This is a genomic window from Chlorogloeopsis sp. ULAP01, from assembly GCF_030381805.1.
Taxonomy (GTDB): domain Bacteria; phylum Cyanobacteriota; class Cyanobacteriia; order Cyanobacteriales; family Nostocaceae; genus Chlorogloeopsis.
The window spans coordinates 540,652-565,672 of record NZ_JAUDRH010000001.1; the positions used below are offsets into that span (position 1 = coordinate 540,652).

Here is a 25,021-nt window from a genome sequence, read left to right on the forward strand (position 1 = left end):
ATTTTTTGGAAAAATTTTGCTGGCTAGTTGTAATACTTAGATGGGACGAAATCTTAGCTACGAAAATGGTAGAGAACAGTCAAAAATATTACTTAGCGCCTTGCTATCATTTTTGGAAGAGTCGGAAGAATCCGATAGCTACAGAGATTTAGACATCAAGGCTGATTGGCAAGGAGAAAATCAGTTATGGGTTACACATTCCACTCTAGAAGCACTTGCCAAACTCACCAGTAATTATGGGAATAGCTTGGGAAATGAAGATATTCGCAATGCTTTACAATGTTTGGCAGCATTAAAGATTCTAGAAGACAAACGCGAACAAGTTAGTGCCAGAACTAAAACTAATTCCAAAGTTTGGCGTTTTGTATTGCAGTTTCCCAGTATCGACAAACAAGAAAATCTCAATTGGTTATTTCAATCTAGTGGCGAATGGGATAAACGCCGTCAAGCTCAAAAATCTCAGAGTGGGAAAGTTCCAAAGCAAACAGCAGTAGCATCCCAAGCTTTAGATTGGCGCGAAGTCTGTCGTAAATCATTAGAAAAGCACAAGCAGCTAACTTCCAAGCAACTGATGTGTGCGGATGCAATGGTATTTGATATTGATAAACTTCACGTACCTTTGGCATTAGTTGAACGCAAAAAGCCAGATAAACGCAATGACGATGATAACCCTGCATCTTCGCGGTTATATCAACCAGAATACAAAGAACGGGAGAAGTTTGAGTACAAAGAATTTCTTAGCAAAGTTCTAAAATCACAGCACAGCCACAAAATTGCCATTATTGGCGAACCAGGCGCAGGTAAAACGACGCTGTTGCAACGCATCGCCTTTTGGATCTTGGATGAAACTCAAAATTTACCAATTTTTATACGCTTGGGTAATTTAGGCAATCCTGCACCAAAGTTCCAGGATGTTCGCAATCATTGGTTGGAGGATGTTTTAGGTAGCGAAGCACACAAGAGAAAAGCTGAATTTGAAAAGTTGTTGAGTGATGGTAAGGTGTGGCTGCTGCTGGATGGTGTAGATGAAATGGCAACTTACGAACATCCTCTGAGTTGTATTGATAGATGGATACCAACTTGCTATCAGACTTGTCGCGTTGTTTTAACTTGTCGGCTCAATACCTGGGAAGCAAATCCTTATGCACTCAATGGCTATCAAACCTACCGTACATTGCAGTTTAGCCAAGAGAAAGTTGAGGGGTTTATCAAGGCTTGTTTTGAAAACCCCAACGATGCACAAAAATTGCAGCAGGCGTTAAATCAACCAGGGAAAGAACGGATTAAAGATTTAGTTAAAAATCCTTTGCGGTTGATGCTGTTGTGTTCCACTTGGCATTTACACGATGGTAAGTTACCCGATACCAAAGCAGAACTTTATCAAATGTATGTGGAGGAATTTTATTGTTGGAAACAAGATGAATTTCCCACAACATCCCAACAAAGAAAGCAACTGAACGCCAAGCTGGCAGAGTTGGCACTAAAGGCAATTGATGAGAAAGAGAAGCGATTTTGTTTGCAAAAGAAATTTATTGAAGATGTATTTGTTGATGCTTCGCTGTTTGATTTGGCAGTTAACAAGCTTGCTTGGTTAAATCAAGTTGGAGTTGATGCAAATAATCCAAACCCGAATAATCCTGTTTATGCTTTTTATCATTCCACGTTTCAGGAATATTTTGCAGCGTTAGCAATTGATGATTGGGATTTTTTTCTACCTCGCACTCATAATAATAACAATCTTAAGCCAGTTCCAGAAAGATATCGCATTTTTGAACCACAGTGGAGAGAAGTTATTTTACTTTGGTTTGGACGTCAAAATATCTTGCCAGAAGAGAAAGAAGCTTTTATTAAAAAATTAGTAGGTTTTCAAGATGAATGTGAAAATTTTTATTATTATCAAGCGTATTTTATAGCAGCAGCATCTATAGCAGAGTTCAATTGTAGATATTCAGACAAAATTGTAAAACAAATTATTCAATGGAGCTTTGAAGATTCAGAATCTGAAACTTATTGTTGGGAAAACGATCCTTTACAAAAACAAGCTACAGAAATCATACACGAAACTGATACTACTAAAGCAGCTAATTTCTTAATTGAACGAATACAAGCTAATCCATTAGAAAATTTGTCTAAGTCAGATGTTAATGCTTTACAAGATGCATTGCTCCATGCTCAAGATACATTAGAAAATTTATCTAATCTACAAATTGCAGATAGTGAAGAGAGTATTGATTCAAAATTGACTAATCAATGCAAGATTATATCTCAGATATTAGCTTTAATTATTAATCGTGATAGATTGTGTTGCAGAATCAGTAAGATTTTAAGCCATATTGCTCCACGCAATTCAATAAATATTATATTTTTAGAAAAGATTTTAAAAGAAGATATATATAAATTTGAGTTTGAGGATTTGCAATGGATTCGTTTTTCTGCTGCTCGAATTTTATTAAAAATTTATCCTAACAGTTCACTTGCTATTAAAGTTTTGATTGAATTGTTGATTTCCAACTGTAAATTTAATAAGAAAAATCATAAATCCTCGTTTTTGAATATAGAGGTGAAATTTTTTTTGGAACAAATAGATACTAGCAAGTCTGATATCATCAACCCCCTACTTCAATTACTTTATTCTGAGCAAGACATTAAAATTTATAGCGAAGCCGCAGAAATTATAGGAAAGATTGCTTTTAATAACTCAACAGCCATCAAGGCTTTAACAAAGCTAATAAAATCTTGTCAAGACGAAGATAAGAGGTTTACAATTGCTCTATGTTTAGGCAACATTAATCCTAATAATTCAGAATTTATTCACGTTATAGTTAATACACTTAGTAGCTTAAATCCAATAAAGTGTTATTTAATTATTGAACACATCGTAAGAAAAAATACTTTTATAAATCAAGAAATAAGTTGCGCTCTCACTAAATTCATAAAAGATGTACATAACTACTTGGATTTTTTATATATAACAAAGGAAGAGAAACAACGTAATACTAATTATCATGAGAGTAATGATACTGAGCTTTTACAGGAAGCCTGTGCATTTGCTGTTGAGTTTATATCAGAAAACGCAACTAAAAATATTATAGATATTTCTACTTTTGAAAAACTACTTGATACTATTCAGCATGATTGGTATCTTATAATAATAGCCAAATGTTTATGGCAACTTCATCCTAAGCACAAAAAAGCAAAGGAAATTTTTAATAGGTTTTTAAACAGCCCAGATTCTATGACTCGCTTAGAGGCAGCTCACTACCTACTTATGGTTGCTCCAAATGATCCTCAAGCTGTAGTTACTCTTGTAGAATTACTGCGCGACGAACATAATTGTAATGTTATTGATATTTTGGGTTCTGATTTTTATAAAAAGGATAATCCAGAGATTATTTGGAATCTTGAAGAATTACTTAAGCACCAAGATGAAGTTACACGTAGCTTGGCTGCTCAAAGTCTGATAAGAATCAATTTTAGTGAGAAAGCAACTAATATTTTAATTGAGTTACTTAATAGTCAAAAGCAATATTCCACTGCTCTTTATGATTTACAATGGAGCCTAAAGAAAAATGATTTAATTGATTCTAAGCTTTTAATTCGGCTTATAAAAAATTTGATTGGGATTTTACAATCCAACCAAAATGATTACTCTGTGCAAAGTGCTGCTGATTTAATAATTAGTACTTGTCCGAAAGTTTTATTTGCAGATGTGATTAAATCTCTAAAACAATTTTTAGAAAAATCAGTAGCTAAGAGTGATCCTGCCCTTTATCAAAACTGTTATAGAGTCATCTGGCATTGCGCCCAAAATATGACCTATCCTGACTTTTATCAAGCTTGGCATCAAGGAGAGGAAGTGAGAACTGATTTAAGTCAAACCCTTAACCAGGTTGATTTACCTAACATTTTGAAAAAAGCGATCGCTAATAACCCCCACCTCAATCAAACCACCCACCTCATCTACATTAACAACCCCGTTCCCGAAATTTACGACAAGATGCTTGACTGGGAATGTCCAGAGTGGGAAAGAGGAATCCCAGAAACAATTGCAACGCTGAAACTTTATTACAATTCCTTAAAACGTAAAAGCAGTAAAAGCTTGGTGTTGGTGTTTGACGAAAGCCAATCAACAAATCAAAAATGGAGCGATTCTTTCTTTCACGACCTCAGTAAATTTGACGAGACAGTTTGTGTCATCAGCAACAACCTAAAAGATAATATTCCGTTAAAATTATTTACTCCTAACCAATCAGTTGAAGATGTATTGGCATGGCTTGGATAAATATAACTTTCATGCGAAAAAATAGCATGATTATGCTATTGTCACAACTCGTAGCGATCGCAATTCGTAATTGCTAAGTAATTTACCGAAACGTTAATTTTTATTGAAGTTTAACAACACAAATGTTGTTTTAATTGAGCGCCTAATCCAATCAGCAACGACATTTCAGGCATTCCTTAGGGATGTAAACTTACAAGAAGCCAACTTCTGTCACACTAGAACTTTTGAGAGAATCAAAAACGATTTAATAATCAAGCAATCATTGTCCACCTCTAATTCGGACATACTTCGTTTGATTAACAGGGAGAACACCGAATGAAATTGGCTTACTGGATGTATGCAGGCCCAGCCCACATCGGCACTCTGCGGGTTGCCAGTTCTTTTAAAAACGTTCATGCTATTATGCACGCGCCCCTTGGCGATGACTATTTCAACGTCATGCGTTCCATGCTTGAGCGGGAGCGGAACTTCACCCCGGTAACAGCCAGTATCGTTGATCGTAACGTTTTGGCACGTGGTTCCCAAGAAAAAGTGGTGGACAACATTACCCGCAAGGATAAGGAGGAAACTCCCGATCTAATTGTTCTCACTCCTACTTGCACCTCCAGCATTTTGCAAGAAGATCTACAAAACTTCGTCGAGCGCGCGAAGATAGAAGCGAAAGCAGACGTGATGCTGGCGGATGTGAACCATTACCGCGTCAACGAACTGCAAGCAGCCGATCGCACTTTGCATCAAATCGTTCAGTACTACATTGAAAAAGCCCGCAAGAGAGGCGAACTACCACAAGGCAAAACCGAAAAGCCTTCTGTTAACATCATTGGTATTTCCACCCTTGGCTTCCACAATCAGCACGACTGCACCGAATTAAGGAGGCTGATGGCAGACTTGGGAATTGAAGTCAATACTGTGATTCCCGAAGGTGCTTCTGTACACGAATTGAAGAACCTCCCTCGTGCTTGGTTTAACCTCGTGCCTTACCGCGAACTTGGTTTAATGGCAGCTCGCTACCTCGAACAAGAATTTGGGACACCTTACATCAACATCACCCCAATGGGTGTAGTAGAAACTGCTCGTTGCATCCGCAAAATTCAGCAGATAATTAATGAGCAAGGCGCTAATGTAGACTACGAAGACTTTATCAACGAGCAAACCCTGCACGTCTCCCAAGCCGCTTGGTTCTCCCGTTCCATCGACTGTCAAAACTTGACTGGCAAGAAAGCTGTAGTTTTTGGTGATAACACCCACGCCGCAGCCATAACCAAAATTTTGGCACGAGAAATGGGCATTCACGTTGTTTGGGCTGGAACCTACTGCAAATACGATGCAGACTGGTTCAGAGAGCAGGTAAGCGAGTACTGTGACGAAGTGATTATTACCGACGATCACGGTGCCATTGGTGATGCGATCGCTCGTGTCGAACCTTCTGCCATCTTTGGCACGCAAATGGAACGTCATGTTGGTAAACGTTTAAACATTCCTTGCGGTGTAATTGCTGCACCGATTCACGTCCAAAATTTCCCAATTGGTTATAAACCATTTTTGGGTTATGAAGGTACAAATCAAATTACAGATTTGATCTATAATTCCTTTACCTTAGGAATGGAAGATCATTTACTAGAAATATTTGGTGGTCATGATACTAAGGAAGTAATTACTAAAGGAATTTCTGCGGAATCTGACCTGAATTGGACAAAAGATGGTCTAGCAGAATTGAATAAAATTCCTGGTTTTGTGCGTGGAAAAGTAAAGCGCAACACAGAGAAATTTGCTCGTGAGCGAGGTATTAAAGATATCACAACAGAAGTGCTATACGCAGCCAAAGAAGCAGTAGGAGCATAAATTCAAAATTATTTCCACAAGAGTTAGTAGTAAGAGATAAAATTTACTCTTACCACTAACTCTTTTATTTTTACTGAATGATTTTCATCACCTGATTCACATCTTGCGCCTCGCTCCTAAAACGCCTAGAACTGAAGTTCCTCTCTTCTAGCTCAAGTCAGTTAAAACTGACTGAAAATCTTACCTAATCTGCTTGAGCAGACTTTAGCTTTTAGCCCTTGAAATTTATTTCTTGGTGGATAAGAGCACAGATACAAGATATGAGATGAACAACTTTTATTTTATAAAGATAAATTTATTTATAGGCAAGGCCATCTCTATGCTTTAATTCAGCAGGCACCAATCTTAAGATATATTTTAAAGATATGGAAATTGCTATAAAGTACTTAATAAAAAGCGATTAAGACTAAATGTTTTTAAGGCTCGAATCATTAACCCTAGAAACCAATACGGTTCAGTTCAGGGTAGCCGACACCTTAAAAAGTGTAACTTTCCAGGCACAGCCTACCTTTGCAGGCTTGGTTAATTGAAGCCTCAGGCTTAAGTCAACCGTATTGCCGTAGAATCGGCTCCTTGATTCAAGCTGGCAAAGCTGATCCACAAAACTGACACTATCTTAAGGATGACTGAATTTATCTTCAAAAAATTCCTCAAACTAGTAGTCTCGATTGATTTATTGAAAACTTTGCAGATTGGATCTTATGTATGTTAACTCACCGGACTGTTATTGTCATTGCCGACTCTGATGAGAGCAATAACGATTATGAGCATCAATTACAGCAAGATGTGAGTTTTGCATACAGAATTCTAACAGAACGCTATCGCACCAAAATTCTGACACTGTCTCAATCACAGCAAATCGATGGCATCCTCTTAGAACTCAATTCTCGCCATTCCGGTAGCTTTGATTTTCTGAGGCAAATGAAAGAACAAATGGGCGATCGCTGTCCGCCAATTGTGGTAATTGGTAGTGGTGATGCAGAGATTGTAGTGCAAGCATTCAAAAATGGAGCTACAGAATATCTGATCAAAGAGCGGCTCACTCCAGATGATCTGCGGTTAGGAATGCGGAGTGCGATCAAAAATGCACAGTTGCAACGGGAACTGCAACGCAATCAAGAGCAGTTCCAAACGTCCATTGAAAATATGCTAGACTGCTTCGGCATCTTCTCATCGATGCGGGATGAGTCGGGGCAGATTGTGGACTTTCGCATCGATTATCTCAATGCAGCAGCCTGTGATAATAACCGAATGCCCAAACACAAGCAGATTGGCAGAGGATTGTGCGAGTTACTGCCTGCCCATCGCGCATCAGGGTTATTTGACGAATATTGTCGATTGGTTGAAACGGGAGAGGCATTAATTAAAGATTCACTGGTTTATGAGGATACCTATGGTGAGCAACAGCTGGTGCGAGCATTTGATATTCGTGCTACCAAGTTGAATGATGGGTTTGTTGCCTCCTGGCGAGATATTACCGATCGCAAGCGTATGGAACTGGAACTCAGCCAGACAGCAGCCGCTTTAAATGCCAGTCAACAACTTTATCGAGAGTTGGCACAAGCAATGCCCCAAATGGTTTGGACTGCCGATGCCAGGGGATTTGTCAATTACTGGAATCAACGCTGGCATGAGTATACGGGCTTGAATGAAGCCGAGTCAATGGGCTTGGCGGGGATAACTACGGTTCATCCTGATGAGCGCGATCGCACCCTTGAGCAGTGGCAGCAGTCTGTAGCCAACGGAGAACGTTTTGAAATTGAATACCGAATTTGCCGTTGGGATGGTGTGTATCATTGGTTCATCTGTCGGGGGATACCGACGCAAGATAGCCAAGGACAACTTACGGGTTGGATTGGCACGATTACCGATATTGATCATCAAAAGCGGCTAGAGGAAAAGCTGCTCAACGAAATCGCTAACCACCAGCACACCGAGCAAAATCTGCGAGCCGCTAACCAAAAAATTACCAATATTCTCGAAAGCATGACAGATGCGTTTGTCGCACTTGATCCAGACTGGCGCATTACCTACGTCAACCAGATGACTGCTCGTATTAATCAAGTTTCACCAGAGGAGCTGATTGGTAAATCCCATTGGGAAGTTTGGGCTGCAACTAAGAACAGTATTCTTGAAGAGAACTACCAACGGGCGATCGCAGAACAAATTCCCGTTCATTTTGAATATTTTTATGAATCGAGGCAGCGATGGTATGAAGTTCACGCCTATCCTGCACCTGATGGATTAGGCATTTACTACTGCGATATCAGCGATCGCAAGCAAATTGAATATGGATTAAGGCAGCAAGCCGCTCAACTGGAGCAAACAAATTTAACCTTGCAAGAAACTTTAGAGGAGCTTCAAGTTGCCCAAGAAGAACTGCGTCAACAAAATGAAGAACTAGTAATTGCCCATAATCTAGCCGAAGCAGAAGGAAAACGTTACCGGGATCTGTTTAATTTTGCACCCAATGGTTATGTAGTAACCGACGCAAATGGCATGATTCAGGAGGCAAACCAGGCGATCGCTACATTAGTGGTAATCAATCAAAGTTATTTGGTCAATAAACCATTAGCAGTCTACATCAGTGACTCAGATCTTCGAGCTTTTAGAAATTTGCTTAACAATTTGTATCGGCAATCGCAAGCACAAAAGCTGCAAACCGAAGAACTGAGCTTAAAATCAGCAAACGGGCATCCAATTCCAGTTGCAATTACAGGAACAGCCATGCGCGATGCTCAAGGAAGAATTGCTGGGGTTCGTTGGTTAATTCAAGATATTACTGAACGCAAACAGGCACAAGCAGCACTTGCAGCAAACGAAGCCCGACTGCGAGGATTTGTAGATGCCAATGTGGTTGGCATTCTCTACGGAGACATCTACGGGAACATTAATGAAGCCAACGATGAGCTATTGAGAATTATCGGCTACACGCAAGAAGATTTGCGTGCAGGCAGACTTCGCTGGATTGATCTCACGCCGTCAGAATACCTACCGCTCGATGAACAAGCGATCGCAGAGGCACGGGCAAACGGTGCCTGTACCCCTTACGAAAAAGAATATATTCGCAAAGATGGCAGTCGAGTTCCGGTTCTGGTGGGTTATAGCCTGGTAGGAGAGGCAAGAGAAGAGTCGGTAGCTTTCATTCTCGATTTAAGCGATCGCAAACAGGCAGAGGAAGCACTACGCCTTAGTGAGGAACACTACCGCTACCTGGCAGAGGCGATTCCACAACTAGTTTGGACATGCAATGCTAGTGGTGTTTATGACTACGTAAATCAGCGATTGTGTGAGTATATCGGATTGTCCTTTGAGCAGATTATAGGAACAGGCTGGCTTTGTGCCGTTCACCCAAATGATCTAAAAGCGACTCAAGCCGCGTGGATGAATGCTGTGCATCACGGTAGTTGCTATCGCCATGAATATCGCTTGAGACGAGCTGCTGATCATAGCTACCGTTGGCATCTGGCACTGGGTTTGCCACTCAAAGATAAACAAGGACGGGTGGTAAAATGGTTTGGCACCTGCACAGATATTCACGATCAAAAGGAACTAGAAATTGAACGCGAGCACTTATTGCAGCTAGAGCGAGCCGCAAGGGAAGCTGCCGAACGAGCCAATCGCATCAAAGATGAATTTCTGGCTGTACTCTCCCACGAATTGCGAGCACCACTCAACCCGATCCTGGGCTGGGCAAAGCTCTTGCAAACTCGCAAGCTAAATGAAAACAAAATGGCAGAAGCCTTCGCCACTATTGAGCGGAACGCTAGATTGCAGACGCAACTAATTGATGATCTACTTGATGTTGCCAGAATTTTGCGCGGCAAACTCAGCATAAATGCTACCTCCGTCAATCTTGCCTCTGTAATTGCAGCTGCGATCGATACAGTCAAAACAGCAGCGATCGCTAAATCCATTTCACTCCACCCTGAATTACCCAATATTGGGCAAGCATCTGGTGATACTGCTCGTCTCCAGCAAATCGTCTGGAACTTGCTATCTAATGCCATCAAGTTCACTCCGAATCATGGACAAGTTAATATCAAACTTCAACGAGTGGAAAATCAAGCAGAAATTAAAGTCACAGATACCGGCAAAGGCATCAACCCAAACTTTCTCCCCCACATTTTTGAATCGTTCCGACAGGAAGACGCCTCGATCACCCGCAAGTACGGAGGGCTGGGGCTAGGATTAGCGATCGTCCGGCAGTTGGTTGAGGCTCACGGCGGCACCATCTCAGCCGACAGTCCCGGTGAAGGATTGGGAGCCACTTTCACTGTCCGCTTGCCACTACTAAAAGTTGAACCAGAAATCCAGCAAACTGATGAGTTGCCACAAAAAGAACTCAATCTCATGGGCATTAGAATCCTCGCAGTCGATGATGATCCCGATGCTCGTGAGCTATTAACAGTATTGCTTACCCAGTATGGGGCAGAAGTTCTAAGCGTTGCATCTGCCCCAGAAGTGCTGGCAAATTTGGCATCCTTTCAACCAGATGTCTTAGTCAGTGATATTGGGATGCCTGATGTTGATGGCTATACCCTGCTCCAACAGATTCGGACTTTATCTCCTGCAAAAGGCGGACAAGTTCCGGCAATTGCCCTAACTGCTTATGCCAGAGAAAACGATTACCAGCGAGCCTTAACCTGTGGTTTTCAAAGGCATGTGACAAAACCCCTGGAACCAGAACAATTAGTTCAAGCTGTGGTGGCACTTGTACCGGATAAAATAAACTAGTTTGTCAAATACCTAAGTGGAAATTTGGAAACCCAGTATTTTGAGACAAATTCTGGGCGATCGCACAAAGAGCGTTGCTGATTTAGGCTATGAAAATAATTTTGCGTCATTCCAAAATCTTTGCCCAGAGGCAATATATCGCGTCTGGACATTCGGATTCATAACTCTCTTTTAAGTAAAGAAAATACTTTCAAATCATGAAAGTGTCCTTTCCAAAAACCGTATTCTCTCAAAATTCCTTCCTCTACAAATCCTAAATTTCCTAACAATTTCACAGAGGAAATATTTTCTCTCATTACCATTGCTTCAATTCGATTCAAAGCTAATTGGTGAAAACCCCAATTAATAATAGCTTTTAAAGCTTCTGTCATTATGCCCTTTTGCCAGTGCACCCTAGCAAGCTCATATCCGATTTCTGCCTGAAACTCGTTTTTAATACCATAGCCACAAGAGCCAATAATGATATTATCTTCTTTTCTCGCAATTCCCCAGCGTATTCCCTGTTTATTCTCAAATCTCTCCCTACGCCGCTCAATCAAACACTGAGCTTGTTCTAAACAAGTGAAAGTTTCTAAGTCATGAAACTTAGTTACCTCATCATCTGCAAAAATCTCAAAAATGGCTGGTGCATCAACTAATTGTATCTCCCTAAGAATCAAATTCTTAGTTTCAAGTTGTGGAAAATTTTTGAAGACAGCACTTTTATTGCTCACAATCTTGCTAATAGTAAAAGTAATATCTTACTCATCACTCAAAGTTTCAATCAACAAATCCACCTGTTCCTGTCGCTGCTGCAAAAACTTTTCACACTCACGCAAATTTTCCACAGCCTTAGCAAATTGCTCAAACACATCTGCCAACTCCAAATTACCCGCTTCAATGCGAGCAATAATATTTTCTATCTCAGCAACCTTCGCTTCGTAATTCCAAACCTCTACAGATTTAGAATTAGAAGAACTATTACGCTTAATCATTTAAATCTTTCTGTCCTACTCTACGAGAAGCCGCTGACGCGTCTAATGCGTCTTGGCGGTTCAAATTTCTAACTATTTTGTTTCCATAACCTTTACTTTAACCTCACCCTGACCCAACTGAATCAATAACTCTTGCCCTACTCCCAACTCAGCCGCATTGCGAACAATTATCCCATTTTCTTGCCTAACTACCGCATAACCCCGTTGCAACACAGCTTTTGGATCAAGAGTTGCCAACTTTTGTCGCAACATCTCTAAATGCTGATTGGCGTGCTGCAATTTACTAGTGGTGGATTGTAGCAGTCGCCGACGTTTCCAACTTAATATCTGTAGCTCTTGCTGTACCTGTGCATCCAACCGCAAACGCCGCAAACGATTTCGCAAGCCTTGGAGTTGATTTTCCGCAGTTTCTAACTCGCCATACACCACCTGTTGTAAAGCGGTAATTCGCTGTCGATGCTGATTATATAAATCTACAAGCGCGGGAACAACTCTTTCTGCGGCGGCAGTAGGAGTATGTACGCTCTCATCTGCAACTAAATCTACTAAAGACTCATCTCTTTGATGCCCTATGCCGGTAATCACAGGAATCGAACAATTGGCAACTGCTCGCACCACTCGCTCATCATTAAAGCAAGCTAATTCTTCAACAGCACCTCCACCCCGCGATAAAATTAGCACCTCGGCACGTCCATCTCGTTCTACTCTTTGAATGGCAGTAACGATAGATTCGGGCGCTTGTTCTCCTTGTACTATGGCTGGCGAAAATAAAATATGTAAACCTGAATACCTGTGTTTAAGAGTCTTTTGAATGTCTCCCCAAGCGGCGGCAGTGGGTGAAGTGACAACAGCGATAATTTGGGGATGGTGAGGAAGCGATCGCTTTCTTTCGGGAGCAAATAAACCTTCTGCCTCTAAACGATTTCGCAATTGTTGGTAACGTAGCGCTTGCAAACCAACACCAGCAGGTAAAGCTTGCCAAACAGAAAGCTGATATTCTCCCCGTTGGGGATAAACTCGCATACTGCCCAAGATAATGAGCTGCTCGCCGACTATGGGCATTTGCATGAGTTTGGGCAATTGGCTATTCCAGACTACACACTTAATTGCAGCCCCAGCATCGGGATCTTGCAGTGTAAAAAATAAACCACTGCGGTGCTGATTAGCACTTGAAACTTCTCCAATTACCCAAATTTGCCGCAGTTGTTCATCTTGCTCTAATAAAAAACGGATGTAGTCAGTCAACCCAGCAACTGAAACTGCTGTATCAGGAATCAAAAAGTCCCCAAAGTCCCCACTTATCATAACAATGCTTGTAGTCGCTACACTTAAGCTGACAGTATCTGCTGTGCCTTTCCAATTTAGCTCATCTTTTGTTGCAATCAAAAAGCGAGAAAATCATGGAAAAACCTGCTAATTCTCAGTATCCTATTGATCAATTATTGCAAAAGCGTTGGAGTCCTCTCGCATTTGCAAAACAGCAAGTCGAACCAGAAAAGCTTTGCAGTTTACTAGAAGCGTCTCGTTGGGCTGCTTCTTCATATAACGAGCAGCCTTGGCACTTTATCGTTGCGACTCAAGACAATCCAGAGGAATTCAACCGTTTGCTGAGTTGCCTTGCAGAAGGAAATCAAGTGTGGGCAAAGAATGCCCCTGTTTTGATGCTATCGGTAGCAAAGCTTTACTTTGAAAAGAATGGAAAAGAAAACCGTCATGCTTTTCACGATGTGGGGGCAGCAGCTTGTAGTATGGCAACTCAAGCAACTTCTCTAGGCTTATTTATTCACCAAATGGCAGGATTCGATGTTTCTAAGGCGCGGGAGTTGTACAGCATTCCTGAGGGATATGAACCAGTCGCAGCGATCGCAGTTGGATATCCAGGCAATCCGGAAGAATTACCTGAACAATACCAACAACGTGAATTTGCTCCACGCCAGCGCCAGCCCCTAGAAACATTTGTGTTTACCGGAAGTTGGGGAGAGACTTCGCCTGTCGTATCTGATGGGAAAACATCTAACTAACCATGCATAATTAAGGATTGCAGTACATACATTGTCCTGGATCGGCGTATTCAATTCCATGAGGAAATCTTTTTTCTTGACTAAACCCACATTTTTGACATTGATCAATAACAGCAACAGTCAAGGAAGTCGGCATATAGCACATCGCACATGGTAATCCTTGAATTCTTCTAACAACCTCAAAACCAGGTGTAGAACATTGTGGGCAACGGCTGTTAATTTTTTTTACTAAATTTTGAGTGGCTTTAGCGATATTTTTCATCCGTGTAGGGTTATACATTGCCCGCATATCTGTTTCTAGATGTGCTTTTCCTGTCAGTGAATTTTTAATTATAAAATTCACCGCTTCTACTAATTTTTCTTCTGTAACTATTCCTTTAATAACTTCATTATCATCTTGAGGAAATTCGCGGAACATAGCTACCAAACCATGTTCAGGGAAACCAATTTTTTTCGCAAATTTCAATGCTTGCTCGATATTTTCTACAACTATATGATTATGGTTAGTATCTGTGGAAAAGTCTTCACCAACAATTGTTAAATTATTGTTTTTATCTAAAAAAATTACAATTTCTCTGTTACTAGAAATAAAAGGTATTTCCGGATGGGGTGCAAAACTTCCTTCACTGGCGATTGCAAGAGTTGCACCAGTTAATTCTAATGCTTTTTCTGCTTTCAATTTTGCAGCTTCAATTTGATTGCCTGGACGTTTAATTTCTCTAGTAAATGTACCGAAAGCATCAGTATTAAAATTTTGGGGTACGATAACTTGAATTCCTAACTCTGCTTCTAAAATTGGGGCAATAACTTTTTCTTTTTGGTGCATTGTCGCCAGCACTGCTACTCGGTTGGTAAATAATGAATCTATTGGCATTTTTTACCTCCGCTTTAGTATGGGTTGGGAAAGACACTTCTTTATGAATCTACAAAAAGGCGATCGCCCCAGGGTGAACACCTTCAAGTGGTGATTGTATTACGAAGTACGTACAAAACTACCCACACTACTGTCGGTGTTGATATCCCTTCAAGAGTAGAGGATTTTGGTACGGCAACCCAACAATAGCCTAGCGCCATATAGGCGAAAATGAAATTTTAAATGTGACAAAAACATTGCCCGATGGATGGACGAGAGTTTTACTCTAGCTTGATTCGACTTCACATTCTGCATCATGCAGTTCAAGAACCAATTTTTGGACTAGGTATTATTGAAGAACTGGCACGCCACGGCTATAAACTCAGTGCTGGAACCCTCTACCCAATGCTGCATGACATGGAGAGCAAGGGCTACCTATCTTCTGTAGAGGAGCGATCGGGGCGGCAATTGCGGAAATATTACCGGGCAACTCCTCAAGGTAAAGCTATGCTAGATGAAGCGAAGGAAAAGGTAAAAGAGCTTTTTGGTGAATTGTTTGAGGAAGAGTAATAAAAGATTACTATGTTTTGCTATTTTGATTGAGACCAAATTTAGCAGACATTTTGCTTGCTCGACGGGAAATCAGGGCATCCATCTCATTTAAGCCCCACTCTTGTATCAATCTTCAGCAGAATAGGCAGATAGATTTTGCATCACCCATCGCCACACTAGCCCAACGGCGATCAGCCCCAATCCCATCAACCAGATCTGCTGCTCAACCCAAAAAGCCAGAAACAGGCACGCACATAAACCAACCCAGGCAATCCATCGGGGATATAATCGATCCGAGTCAGGAATTTGTAGTGCGGATAAATCAGTCAGTGCGTAATACACCAATACTGTAAATGCACTAAATGACCAGGTGATTCGCACATCTCCAATTAGCACAATGGCTGCGATCGCAACTCCCATAATGATGACTGCAATATAGGGTGTTGTAGACTGATTTAATCGGGCAACTACCCTTGGCAGATCACGGCGGCGACCCATTGCAAACAGCACACGAGATAAACCTAAAATCAGATTGAGCAAGACTCCCAGGGTTGCAGTCACAGCCCCCACAGCCATAATGATAGAACTACCCGGCACAGCGAAATTACGAGCCGCCACTTCTAATGGTGCTACCTCTTGGCGGGTGACACTGCCCAAAGTATCCGCCCCTACAGAGCCAATGCCAACTACAGCCACTCCTGTATAGAGCAACATGGTTATAATCAATGTTGTGATCATCGCTCTCGGAATTGTACGCCGAGGTTCACGAATTTCTTCCCCCAAGGTCGCAATACGCCCATAACCTGTATAAGCCACAAACATCAAAGCGGCAGCGTGGAACACAGATCCAATTGCTGTATTCGTTCCTCCCTCTGTTCCACTCTGAAAAAATGGCGTAAAGTTCGTAGCACCTTCTGCGATCGCAAGGGGTAAACCTGCTAGTACAAAAAAGACTAGCGAGAAGATTGTAACTGACACAATGCCGATATTAATTACATTGGAGCGCTTAATGCCCGTTAAAATCAGACCAGTGAGAATGACAACAGCCCCCAACGCAGTGGGAACCAGCAATGAACGGTCAGACAAACCGAATAAATTTAGCACATATCCAGCAAAGCCTAATGCTGCTGTGGCAGCAGAGGCGGATTTGGCAATTAAAAACATCCAACCTGCTGTAAATCCCAACCAAGGATTGAGATAACGGTAGCCGTATTCGTAGGCACCCCCACTCACAGGATGATTTGTTGCCAGTTGAGCACTGTTCAATCCATTACAAGTAGCAACCAATGCTCCAATGGCAACGGCAATCAGCATGGCGGGGCCTGCTATTCCCGCCGCCAACCCAATACTGACAAATACACCTGTGCCTACAATGGAGCCTAAACCCAGAGCGATCGCCCCTGGAATACCTAGCTGCCGCTTGAGAGATTGGTGTGGTTGAGAAGCCATACAATCCTTATAAATTCCGACTGTTTTACCGAGCTGACTGCTCAACAGCATCGTAACAGAGATTCTTACTGATGTATAGTTTTTCGTTATCGAAAATCGATATACAGAAACGACAAATTTGGGTATTGGGTACTAGGTTTGTCATTTCTCATCCCTAGTCCCCAGTTCTTCTTCCACTAACGCACTACCCCTAAGGCAAAATTCACCGTGTAGGGTTCCTCCAGCGATTGCTGAGTACTGACTTTGATGATATCCAGATAACGACGTAGAGAATGCAATTGTGTGGAATTAGGACGATAGATAAAGTTGCCTTGTTTTTCAAAAAGTGGTGCTTCTGCGATCGCCTTATAATCTAAATTCTCTCTAGAAATTTGGGCAAGCCAGTTATAAGCGGTGCCATTAGGTAGAAAACCAGGAGGTAGTTCACCTTCTAAAAAAGCTAGTAGGCGTTGCTGACAGCTACGAGTATTGATGCCACGAGTCTCAAATAATTCGATCACATCATTTAAAGATACGGCTCGCTCTGGAATCAGGCGCAACAACTCTGTAAACAGGAAATAATCGGTGTACTGTTGCTTGGGTACTTCTAAAACCTGCGGATGTAGAGGCAGCATTGCTAAACCATAGGCTACCCGGCTACAAATCGGGCTGCCATTTTCATCCATGTACGCATCTTGAATAATTCTCGCATTGGGGAGTTTTTGCCGCAGCCAACGAGAAACTGCACCCAAATTAGCTGTGCCACCAGTCAGGATTGCTTGCTGAACTGCTTCTGTAGGTATACCTTTTGCTACTAATAACTTGTTGAGTTCACGGTTAAGGCGACGGACAAATGGAACGAATACATGGCTTTCTAAATCCCGTCGCTGTAGGTTCCAACGCTGATCTGATAATTCCATGCTGAAAGATTCTTGGTGTTGCAAAATTAACTTTAAGGCTATGGCTGCATCCAAAACTGCCTTACCAAGTAAAGAGCTTTCGAGCCGTTGCTGAAGGCGGATGCGATCGCCAACATCCGGTTCACCAGGGCGCGGTAAATTCAAGGATTCTAATCCTAAATCTGCAAAACTCATTTGCTCCACACCATAAACAGCTGGTTGCCAGTTCCAGGCATTACCGCTTGTGGCATTGCCATTGTCTTGGTTGGAGGTGATTGGTTGTCGCCATTTTGTTGACAACAGTAATTGACAGATGATGTCTTGCTCTATTCCCTTAGCTGCATAAGCAAAACCGTGGAGCATAAAATTATCGTGGGTTAAATCTTCCAGGTTTTCTGGCAAATCAACCAATGCCATTTCTGTTGCCGATACCCCAATATTAATTACCAGAGTGTTACCAACCACAGGGCGATCGCTGATTTTAGCAGCATGAGGAACTGGACTCTCACTTAATTTGACGACTTCACCGTTGGCACCATCGAGTTCTGAAAGTAAACAGGCGATCGTTTCCTCGACAAAAAACACTTGTTGAGGATGCTGGACAATTTTACTAATTAGTAAGGCTTCGCGGATATTAAAACGATATTGTTCCGTCCAATTCCAAGGACAGGTGCAGATCACACCAGCAATATTATCAATCGCATGATGTAAGATTTGTTGATCTAAACCAGCAGCCGATGCAGTTAAACCGAGAGTTGTGCTGCTAGGATCAGATTTTAACGTCAACAACAATTTTGAGAGCGATCGCGTGACCCAAACCAAAGGAATCATCGCAACTTCATTGAATTGCAATACTGGTTCCCATTTTTGCCGTTCGTTTCTGTAAGGGAGGGCGATGTGTAAATAAGGTTTTAACTGTGCAGAAAAAAGATTTTGTGTCACAGCAGGTGCATTACTAGCATTAGCCCGCTCCTGTGCTTGTTTAGTTTCTGTTTCTAGATGATGTCCAGAATAAGCCGTTGGCGGCAAATAAACTTCTGCTGGTAAACGAAATGCTTTTGTGTTAGAAATTGCTTCTGGTTGGTTTTGTGCTGACCAATATAGAGGATACATTTCTGCCGTGGAGCGATTCAACAGTACCGCAGAAATCCCCGTTGTACCCAAATCAATACCGAGATACCAGGCCGAATTTCGAGTATTATACTTAGATTCTGTAAGATTTCCAAAGTTAGAATCAGAAGACAAAATAATTTTTGAAGAATCTGTTTTCTCTTCATTTTTTTCAGTTTCAGCTAACTGCGTACTCGAAAAAGTAGTAGCAAGTTGTCCCTCATCTGTTTCTTGAGATTCTAAATTTTTTGCAACCTGCTGTTCTAAATTATTTTGTTCATCAAAATTAGCTAAATCTAGATCCAATTGCTGCAACTGCTCTCGATCCAAGGAAATTTCTGGTACAGCTAGATTCTGATTTTCTGCTTGTGCCAGTAAATTTTCTTGTGGTGATGCCACAATATAGTCATCTGAGGAAATCTCTCTTTCTTCGGTTATGGGAATTGGTTGTGTACTTGCCGAAATTTCTAGCAATTCTATTTCAGATAACTGCTCATTAGTACCAACATTTGTAGTTGGATCAACACTAATTGACTCGTCTGGTGATACAGATGAAGTTTGTGTATCCTCCGCAAATGTCATCTTATTTGATAAATCTAATAATTGTTCTCTGACAACTTCGGATGTATTTTGTGTATTTATGACGTTGGTATTACCTGAATCTAAAAGACCAGCATCCGGTTCATCAAACCAGGGATCTGAGCCACTAAGAATAGAATCTGGTAATTGAAATTCGTCGCTGGTATCTGAGGGCCGAATTTCATCAGTATTCAAAAAATCACTAGATAATTCATCTGGAAGATTGGGGGCTTCAAAAACTACTTCTTGAGGAACAAATTCTGATTCCTGCTGACTGATAGTACCAGTTTCATCAACAAGAAATTCTTCTGGCACATCTGTCTTTTCAACAGTTACTTCTTGATGAAACAACTCTGATATTTGCTGATTATTCCCAGTAATTTCATCAACAGATGATTCCTCTGGAGCATCTATCTTTTCAAGAATTACTTCTTGAGGAACAAATTCTGAGGTTGGTTGATTGCTTGCAGGAGTTTCATCAAAAGTTATCTTATCATTTGGGATTTCAGTATTGGCTTCCTCAGAAGAAGTTTCAGAGTTAACTGCAATTTCAGTGCCAAACAAACTGGCATAAAGTTGCTCTACTTCATCGCGGATTGACACAGAGTTCTCCGGCTCTACTTCATTAGTAGTGACATTAGTAGTATCCGGCGTGTTTTGCTCATCTTGCTCTAACTCTGTCCCTAAATTATCCTCACTGAGCACAGAGTCGGTTGCTGGGAAATTACTGGTAAATGCAGTTGAACTATCTTCTAGTGTAGATTCCGAAATTGTATTACCCGCCTCCAGACTTCTGAGATTGGCAGATAAAGTTTCTTTATGAATATCAATAGTAAACGGTTCCTGAGAACTGATTTGTAGCTGCGCCTGCTGGGCAAAATTATTGATTAAGCCCGTCAATAACTGTTCTCCTTGCAGCCCCTTACTATACATTCTTGCCAATGCCTGAGACAAAGACTCATTATAGGTGTGAATATTGCGCTGTAGTGACTCAAACACCACATTTACACTGCCGTCAAGGGCAAGTAGCCGTCGATCCAATTCATTCGCAAGACGTGTTAACCGCGCCAGCTGATCTTGTGACTCTAATAAAGATTCACCAGAAGATGATACTTGTTCTAGTTCACCTTTGTTATTTGCCGCAGATGAACCAGCAGCACCAAGGGCGAGCCATTGCTCCTGTGGGGAATTAGCCAAAGTTGGCGACTTCTGAGGCTGGAAATTGCCCCCCAGTCGATTTGTTACTGCCTGTAAAAAATCTGTAATGATTTGTTCTTGGTTCGCCAACTGCTGGGCAAGGGAGTAGCTTTGTAACCGTCTTTGTTCTAGCTGCCTAATTTCCTGAACAAGGCTTGCCCGCTCTTGTAAAAGCCCTTGTATTTCTGCTTGTAATGGTGCCAGCAATGACGAAAATACGTTCGTCTCGGTAGAGTTCACATCTTCTCTCTCTTGGTTGGCTTGCTTGTGCCGCGATAAAGAAGAGTGATTATTTTTAACCACAAATCTTGCTAGTAAAGGTGACAGCAGTCGCGGTTGCTGATTTTGCTCTTGGTTTTCTGGGCTACCTACTTCCGCCTCAGTTTCCGTGTAACTCACAAGAAAATTACGAACTCTTTCTAAAACCTGTCTTGGTTGTTCTCCTTCGCTAGAGAGAAGCTTTGAGAGGCGTTTGTTAGTTAGTAAACTATCAATGTCTGCGATCAATGTTTGAATTTCAGTTGTGCGGGAAGTCACTTTAATTTACCTTCGCTAAAACTGTACGTCTGATATTGCAGAAATTACTTTATTACTACTGTCATGATGTTATGCATCAGTTGAGCGTTCCAATCTCGTGGGCGATCGCCACTGAGTTCGCAACTCCCAAGAAATCTGCTCGGTGTTTACACGGTACTAAAAAACCAAAACTTATGCATTATTTTTAATTTTCAACCTCTTGTTAAACTGGTCAGTTAAGTGCGACTATCTGTACCCTTTGTAAAATTTGAGCTAAAAAACCAACGTCAACCTAATTTTCCAAAAGTTCCAGAATTATTTTCAATAAGTTACTAAAACGAAATATTTTACAACAGACAGTTAATTTCGGCGATAGGCATGATTGCTACAAATTTTAGCAATAGCTGAAAACAGCCTTAGCAAAATTTTAGGAGCTTGAGTATGATTGATATAACTTGCCTGTACTCCGGTCATCATGGTTGCAGTATAGGTAGCCAGCCATATATCTTGTACCAGTTCCGAAAGCGGGTGAAACACCCACCCAAATTTTTACCTAGTTTTTATTACCAGGTAAAAATAGTTGAGAATCCTCTTGTCACTTGATTGTGTAATATAGTTTAGTTTTATCTTGGAAAGGGCTTGTGCTTTGATAGTTTAGTACACGTGATCATGAAAAGGGGTTTGGGAGTAGCCTGAAGTCTAACTGTTTATCCAGAGCGATCGGCACTATTGTTTTCTGACTCCGATTCACGACGAATTGTACTGAGGTTGAGAATGGCGCTTTTGTTTGTTGTGTTTATTGCAGCGTTTATCAATTAGATTTCGTAATGGAAGATCGGCATAGCGTCCAGACACCCGCCAATCCCTGGATTTTATCGGCTCCCTTTTTTCAAGGATTGCCCGGAAGCGCTATAGAAATAGCCTTCGCTCATCTGGTTACTCGCACTCACCCAGCCAATCAAGTGATCCTGCTAGAAAATGACTGGGGAGGGTCTGTATATTTTATTATTGAGGGATGGGTAAAAATTCGTACTTATAATTTAGAAGGTAAAGAAGTCACGCTAAATATTATTGGCAAAGGAGAATTATTTGGCGAAATGGCTGCACTCGACGAAGTGCCTCGCTCCACTGACGTGATTACTTTGACTGCGACTGTGATTGGCAGTATGCCTGCTCAAGATTTTCTCAAATTAATTCAGACAGAACCTTTGGCAGGGGTAAGATTGGCACAATTAATGGCACGGCGGTTGCGGCAGGTTAATCGACGACTGCGTTTACGAGAATCTGATAGCCAATCGCGTGTAGCAGATACGTTATTATTTTTGGCAGAGGGACAAGGGAAAAAAGGAGAAACGGGAACAGAAATTCCTAATTTACCTCATCGGGAGTTAAGTAGCTTAAGCGGACTGGCACGGGAAACAGTGACAAGAGTTTTGACAAGACTAGAAAAGAAAGGGTTGATCAAGCGGGATCAAGAAGTCATTTGTATCCCAGATGTGTCAGCTTTAGAAAGAATGATTGTTTAGCTTCTTTAATATGAGCATTATAGATTCTCCAACCGATGAGCCAGAAGAACGTCCCAACTCCCAACCCTACAACTCTGTAACTCCTCCATATCCAGATAAACAAAATCATTTAAGACAACCCCAATTAAAGCTAGATGCACCCTTGAGAATGGTGGAAACAGCATTTTTAGCCAGTGCTGCTAGCTTAATTTGGTTTATTAATTTCTATTTTCCTTTAGGCCCGGTGTTGCGGATCTTTTTCCCAGTACCGATCGCTCTAGTTTACCTGCGTTGGGGACAAAGAGCAGCGTGGATGGCAGCAGTCACTTGTGGTTTGCTGCTATCGGTATTAATGGGGCCTGTCCGTAGTTCACTATTTGTTATGCCCTTTGGCTTTATGGGAGTACTTTTAGGAGCAACTTGGCATCGTCGCGTTCCCTGGATTGTTTCAATTAGCTTGGGTGCAATATTGGGTACTGTAGGAGTATTTTTTCGGTTGTGGCTTTTGTCTTTGTTGTCAGGAGAAGACCTTTGGGTTTATGTGATTAACCAAGTGACAGATATGATTGAGTGGTTATTCCTCAGGCTGGGCATACTCTCATCTCCTAGTGTGTATACGATTAATCTAGGAGCGATCGCTCTTATCATATTCAACAACTTTATTTACCTATTCGTCGTACATCTGGCAGCATGGTTGCTCTTGGATCGCTTAGGCAACCCCATTCCCCGCCCACCACGCTGGGTACAAGTTTTGATGGATTATGAGTAATGGTCATTTTTCCTTTGTCTTAAGCTAATGACTAATGACTTAATTCGTATTTATACCCAAACCCAACAGGGAAAGGAATGGCTCGCTCGGTATCGTGATTGCTCGCCCGTATTTGCTTGCATTTTAGGATTTACTGACACTTGTTTAATTCCCGGAATATCCGCAGCCGGGCGCACGATTGAGGATCGCAAATACACAGCAGTTGCTGATGCCGAATTTCTCTACTACGGTACAGAAAAAAAACCCCAATATCCCCTACCACCTCTGATTGCTGGTGCATCTCCAGTGTTAATTACCCGTGCGGTGGTGGAGGAATTCAATATACCAATTTATTTATTTAATGCTGGTTTGCCTCAGCCCCCTGCTGTGCCAGTAATTGATTTGGGCGGTTCTCCAGCCCGGTGCTTAAGTCACGCTAATGCAATGGAACTAGCAATGGTACACAACTTGCTAGAACAAGGACTTTTGTGGGGCGATCGCCTAGCTAACAAAATTCAAAAAGGCTACCTAGTCTTGGGTGAGTGTGTTGTCGGCGGAACGACAACTGCTTTGGCAATCCTAACGGGTTTGGGCATAAATGCAGTGGGAAAAGTCAACAGCAGCCACCCCGTTTGTAACCACGCACAAAAGTGGGCAGTAGTACAGGCAGGTTTGGAGAAGATGAGGGAGCACAGGAGTAATAAACAACTAACTACCAACCACTTTATTTCCCCTACACCCTTACACCCCTCCACTCCTACACCCCTAATAGATCCTCTCCAACTTGTAGCGGCGGTGGGTGATCCCATGCAAGTTGTCGCAGCAGGAATGGCGATCGCTCTCAGCCGCAGTTGTGGCGTTATGCTTGCTGGTGGCACACAAATGCTGGCAGTATACGCCCTCACGAGTGCGATCGCTCAAGCTTATAATTTACCCTGGCACCCAGAAGCAGTAGTCATCGGTACAACGCGTTGGGTAGCAGAAGATCCGACAGGAGGTACTGTAGATTTAGCCCAGCTAGTGGGTGAACACAGCATAAAATTGGGCGGTGCTCCTCCGCCCTTACTAGCCACTCAATTAAGTTTTGCTAATTCTGTTTACCCCCAACTTCAAGCCTATGAACAGGGTTTTGTAAAAGAAGGGCTGGGGGCTGGAGGAGCTTGCATCGCCGCTCATCTTACTTACGATAGGCAGCAACATCAACTTTTAAAAGCCATTGAAGCTCAACTTAAAGGTTTATTTCAACTTTATAGTTCAGTAGTCTAGGGTTAACACAACATCATTTGTGGAAGATTGACTAATGAGTTTATTAGTGAATTCTTTTGAGTAGTAATTGCTCTTCTAGAGCAGCAATCCGATTGTATGCTGCCGTTAACTGTGCTGTCAGTCTTTGGATTTGAATTTCCGGCGTGATTTGCTTGTCTCCTCCCTGAAGATTCGAGTCTGGATAAATACCGTCTGCTATTACATCTTTGTGTTCCATCTCCGGGTTAAGACTAAATTGTGCTTTAAACTGTAAGCGGCCAGTCTCAACATTTTCTAGAACATTATCTCTATCCTCGTGTGTTGTTTCCAAGCAGCACGTCGATAAAGCTTGAGATACTTTATTATCAAGCTGCTCAATCACTTGGTAGAGGGCATCCAGTTTATAACTCAATGTCAGGACTTGCTTTTGTAATGGCTCCATTTAATACCCTCGTCCGCTTATTTTTCTCTATGTTATTCAATTTACTGGCAACGTTAAATATACTTATGATTTTTTTAATTTTTAATATTAT

Annotated in this window: 17 protein-coding genes and 1 pseudogene; 10 read left to right on the forward strand and 8 right to left on the reverse strand. The window is 41.7% G+C overall.

What is annotated here, in order from left to right; translation table 11 throughout:
• Positions 1–40 precede the first annotated feature (40 nt).
• Positions 41–397, forward strand: a pseudogene (locus tag QUB80_RS35030) (hypothetical protein); the annotation flags it as partial.
• Between the two features lie 22 nt (positions 398–419).
• Here QUB80_RS35030 and QUB80_RS02395 read toward each other — a convergent pair.
• The gene (locus tag QUB80_RS02395; protein ID WP_289787885.1) at positions 420–626 is read right to left on the reverse strand and encodes a hypothetical protein; all 207 of its coding nucleotides are present in this window, start codon (positions 624–626) and stop codon (positions 420–422) included.
• On the opposite strand from QUB80_RS02395, the gene QUB80_RS02400 reads away from it, so the two are divergent.
• The 3 genes from QUB80_RS02400 to QUB80_RS02410 all read left to right on the forward strand — a co-directional run bounded on the left by QUB80_RS02400 (position 620) and on the right by QUB80_RS02410 (position 10,861).
• Positions 620–4,282: an NACHT C-terminal alpha/beta 1 domain-containing protein gene (locus QUB80_RS02400; RefSeq protein WP_289787886.1), complete on the forward strand. Its 3,663-nt coding sequence runs from the start codon at positions 620–622 to the stop codon at positions 4,280–4,282. The two genes, QUB80_RS02395 and QUB80_RS02400, sit on opposite strands and share 7 nt — an antisense overlap.
• A gap of 315 nt (positions 4,283–4,597) precedes the next feature.
• Positions 4,598–6,124, forward strand: a complete 1,527-nt coding sequence (bchB, locus tag QUB80_RS02405) for a ferredoxin:protochlorophyllide reductase (ATP-dependent) subunit B (RefSeq protein WP_289787887.1) — start codon at positions 4,598–4,600, stop codon at positions 6,122–6,124.
• A gap of 705 nt (positions 6,125–6,829) precedes the next feature.
• A complete protein-coding gene (locus QUB80_RS02410; protein WP_289787888.1) occupies positions 6,830–10,861 on the forward strand; it encodes a PAS domain S-box protein in 4,032 nt (1,343 codons plus the stop codon).
• Between the two features lie 158 nt (positions 10,862–11,019).
• Here QUB80_RS02410 and QUB80_RS02415 read toward each other — a convergent pair whose 3' ends face one another.
• The 3 genes from QUB80_RS02415 to xseA all read right to left on the reverse strand — a co-directional run bounded on the left by QUB80_RS02415 (position 11,020) and on the right by xseA (position 13,140).
• Complete coding sequence (locus tag QUB80_RS02415; protein ID WP_289787889.1) at positions 11,020–11,574, reverse strand: GNAT family N-acetyltransferase; 555 nt, start codon at positions 11,572–11,574, stop codon at positions 11,020–11,022.
• Between the two features lie 27 nt (positions 11,575–11,601).
• Entirely contained in the window at positions 11,602–11,835 is a 234-nt protein-coding gene (gene xseB, locus QUB80_RS02420) for an exodeoxyribonuclease VII small subunit (RefSeq protein WP_289787890.1), read from the reverse strand.
• A 72-nt stretch (positions 11,836–11,907) separates the two neighbouring features.
• Positions 11,908–13,140 carry an exodeoxyribonuclease VII large subunit gene (gene xseA, locus QUB80_RS02425; RefSeq protein ID WP_289788124.1) on the reverse strand — a complete coding sequence of 411 codons (1,233 nt, stop codon included), beginning with the start codon at positions 13,138–13,140 and terminating at the stop codon, positions 11,908–11,910.
• A gap of 95 nt (positions 13,141–13,235) precedes the next feature.
• On the opposite strand from xseA, the gene QUB80_RS02430 reads away from it, so the two are divergent.
• Positions 13,236–13,856, forward strand: a complete 621-nt coding sequence (locus tag QUB80_RS02430) for a nitroreductase family protein (protein ID WP_289787891.1) — start codon at positions 13,236–13,238, stop codon at positions 13,854–13,856.
• Between the two features lie 10 nt (positions 13,857–13,866).
• Here the strand turns inward: QUB80_RS02430 and QUB80_RS02435 are convergent, their stop codons facing one another.
• On the reverse strand, positions 13,867–14,730 hold the full coding sequence (locus tag QUB80_RS02435) for a DUF6671 family protein (RefSeq protein ID WP_289787892.1): 864 nt from the start codon (positions 14,728–14,730) through the stop codon (positions 13,867–13,869).
• 24 nt (positions 14,731–14,754) lie between these two features.
• Between QUB80_RS02435 and QUB80_RS02440 the strand changes: the two genes are divergently transcribed.
• Both QUB80_RS02440 and QUB80_RS02445 read left to right on the forward strand, forming a co-directional pair.
• Positions 14,755–14,919, forward strand: coding sequence for a hypothetical protein (locus QUB80_RS02440; RefSeq protein ID WP_289787893.1), 165 nt, complete (start codon positions 14,755–14,757; stop codon positions 14,917–14,919).
• A 54-nt stretch (positions 14,920–14,973) separates the two neighbouring features.
• Entirely contained in the window at positions 14,974–15,279 is a 306-nt protein-coding gene (locus QUB80_RS02445) for a PadR family transcriptional regulator (RefSeq protein WP_289787894.1), read from the forward strand.
• 108 nt (positions 15,280–15,387) lie between these two features.
• On the opposite strand, the gene QUB80_RS02450 is transcribed toward QUB80_RS02445, so the two are convergent.
• Positions 15,388–16,710 carry an APC family permease gene (locus tag QUB80_RS02450; RefSeq protein WP_289787895.1) on the reverse strand — a complete coding sequence of 441 codons (1,323 nt, stop codon included), beginning with the start codon at positions 16,708–16,710 and terminating at the stop codon, positions 15,388–15,390.
• Positions 16,711–16,886: 176 nt separating this feature from the next.
• Positions 16,887–21,011 carry an acetate and sugar kinases/Hsc70/actin family protein gene (locus QUB80_RS02455; RefSeq protein ID WP_289787896.1) on the reverse strand — a complete coding sequence of 1,375 codons (4,125 nt, stop codon included), beginning with the start codon at positions 21,009–21,011 and terminating at the stop codon, positions 16,887–16,889.
• Between the two features lie 806 nt (positions 21,012–21,817).
• Here QUB80_RS02455 and QUB80_RS02460 point away from each other — a divergent pair.
• From QUB80_RS02460 to QUB80_RS02470, 3 genes are read left to right on the forward strand one after another with little or no spacing between them, the layout of a single operon-like run.
• A complete protein-coding gene (locus QUB80_RS02460) occupies positions 21,818–22,516 on the forward strand; it encodes a Crp/Fnr family transcriptional regulator (protein ID WP_289787897.1) in 699 nt (232 codons plus the stop codon).
• 10 nt (positions 22,517–22,526) lie between these two features.
• Complete coding sequence (locus tag QUB80_RS02465) at positions 22,527–23,264, forward strand: DUF2232 domain-containing protein (RefSeq protein ID WP_289787898.1); 738 nt, start codon at positions 22,527–22,529, stop codon at positions 23,262–23,264.
• Positions 23,265–23,291: 27 nt separating this feature from the next.
• A complete protein-coding gene (locus QUB80_RS02470; RefSeq protein ID WP_289787899.1) occupies positions 23,292–24,509 on the forward strand; it encodes a nicotinate-nucleotide--dimethylbenzimidazole phosphoribosyltransferase in 1,218 nt (405 codons plus the stop codon).
• Positions 24,510–24,552: 43 nt separating this feature from the next.
• Here the strand turns inward: QUB80_RS02470 and QUB80_RS02475 are convergent, their stop codons facing one another.
• On the reverse strand, positions 24,553–24,930 hold the full coding sequence (locus QUB80_RS02475) for a hypothetical protein (protein WP_289787900.1): 378 nt from the start codon (positions 24,928–24,930) through the stop codon (positions 24,553–24,555).
• Positions 24,931–25,021 lie beyond the last annotated feature (91 nt).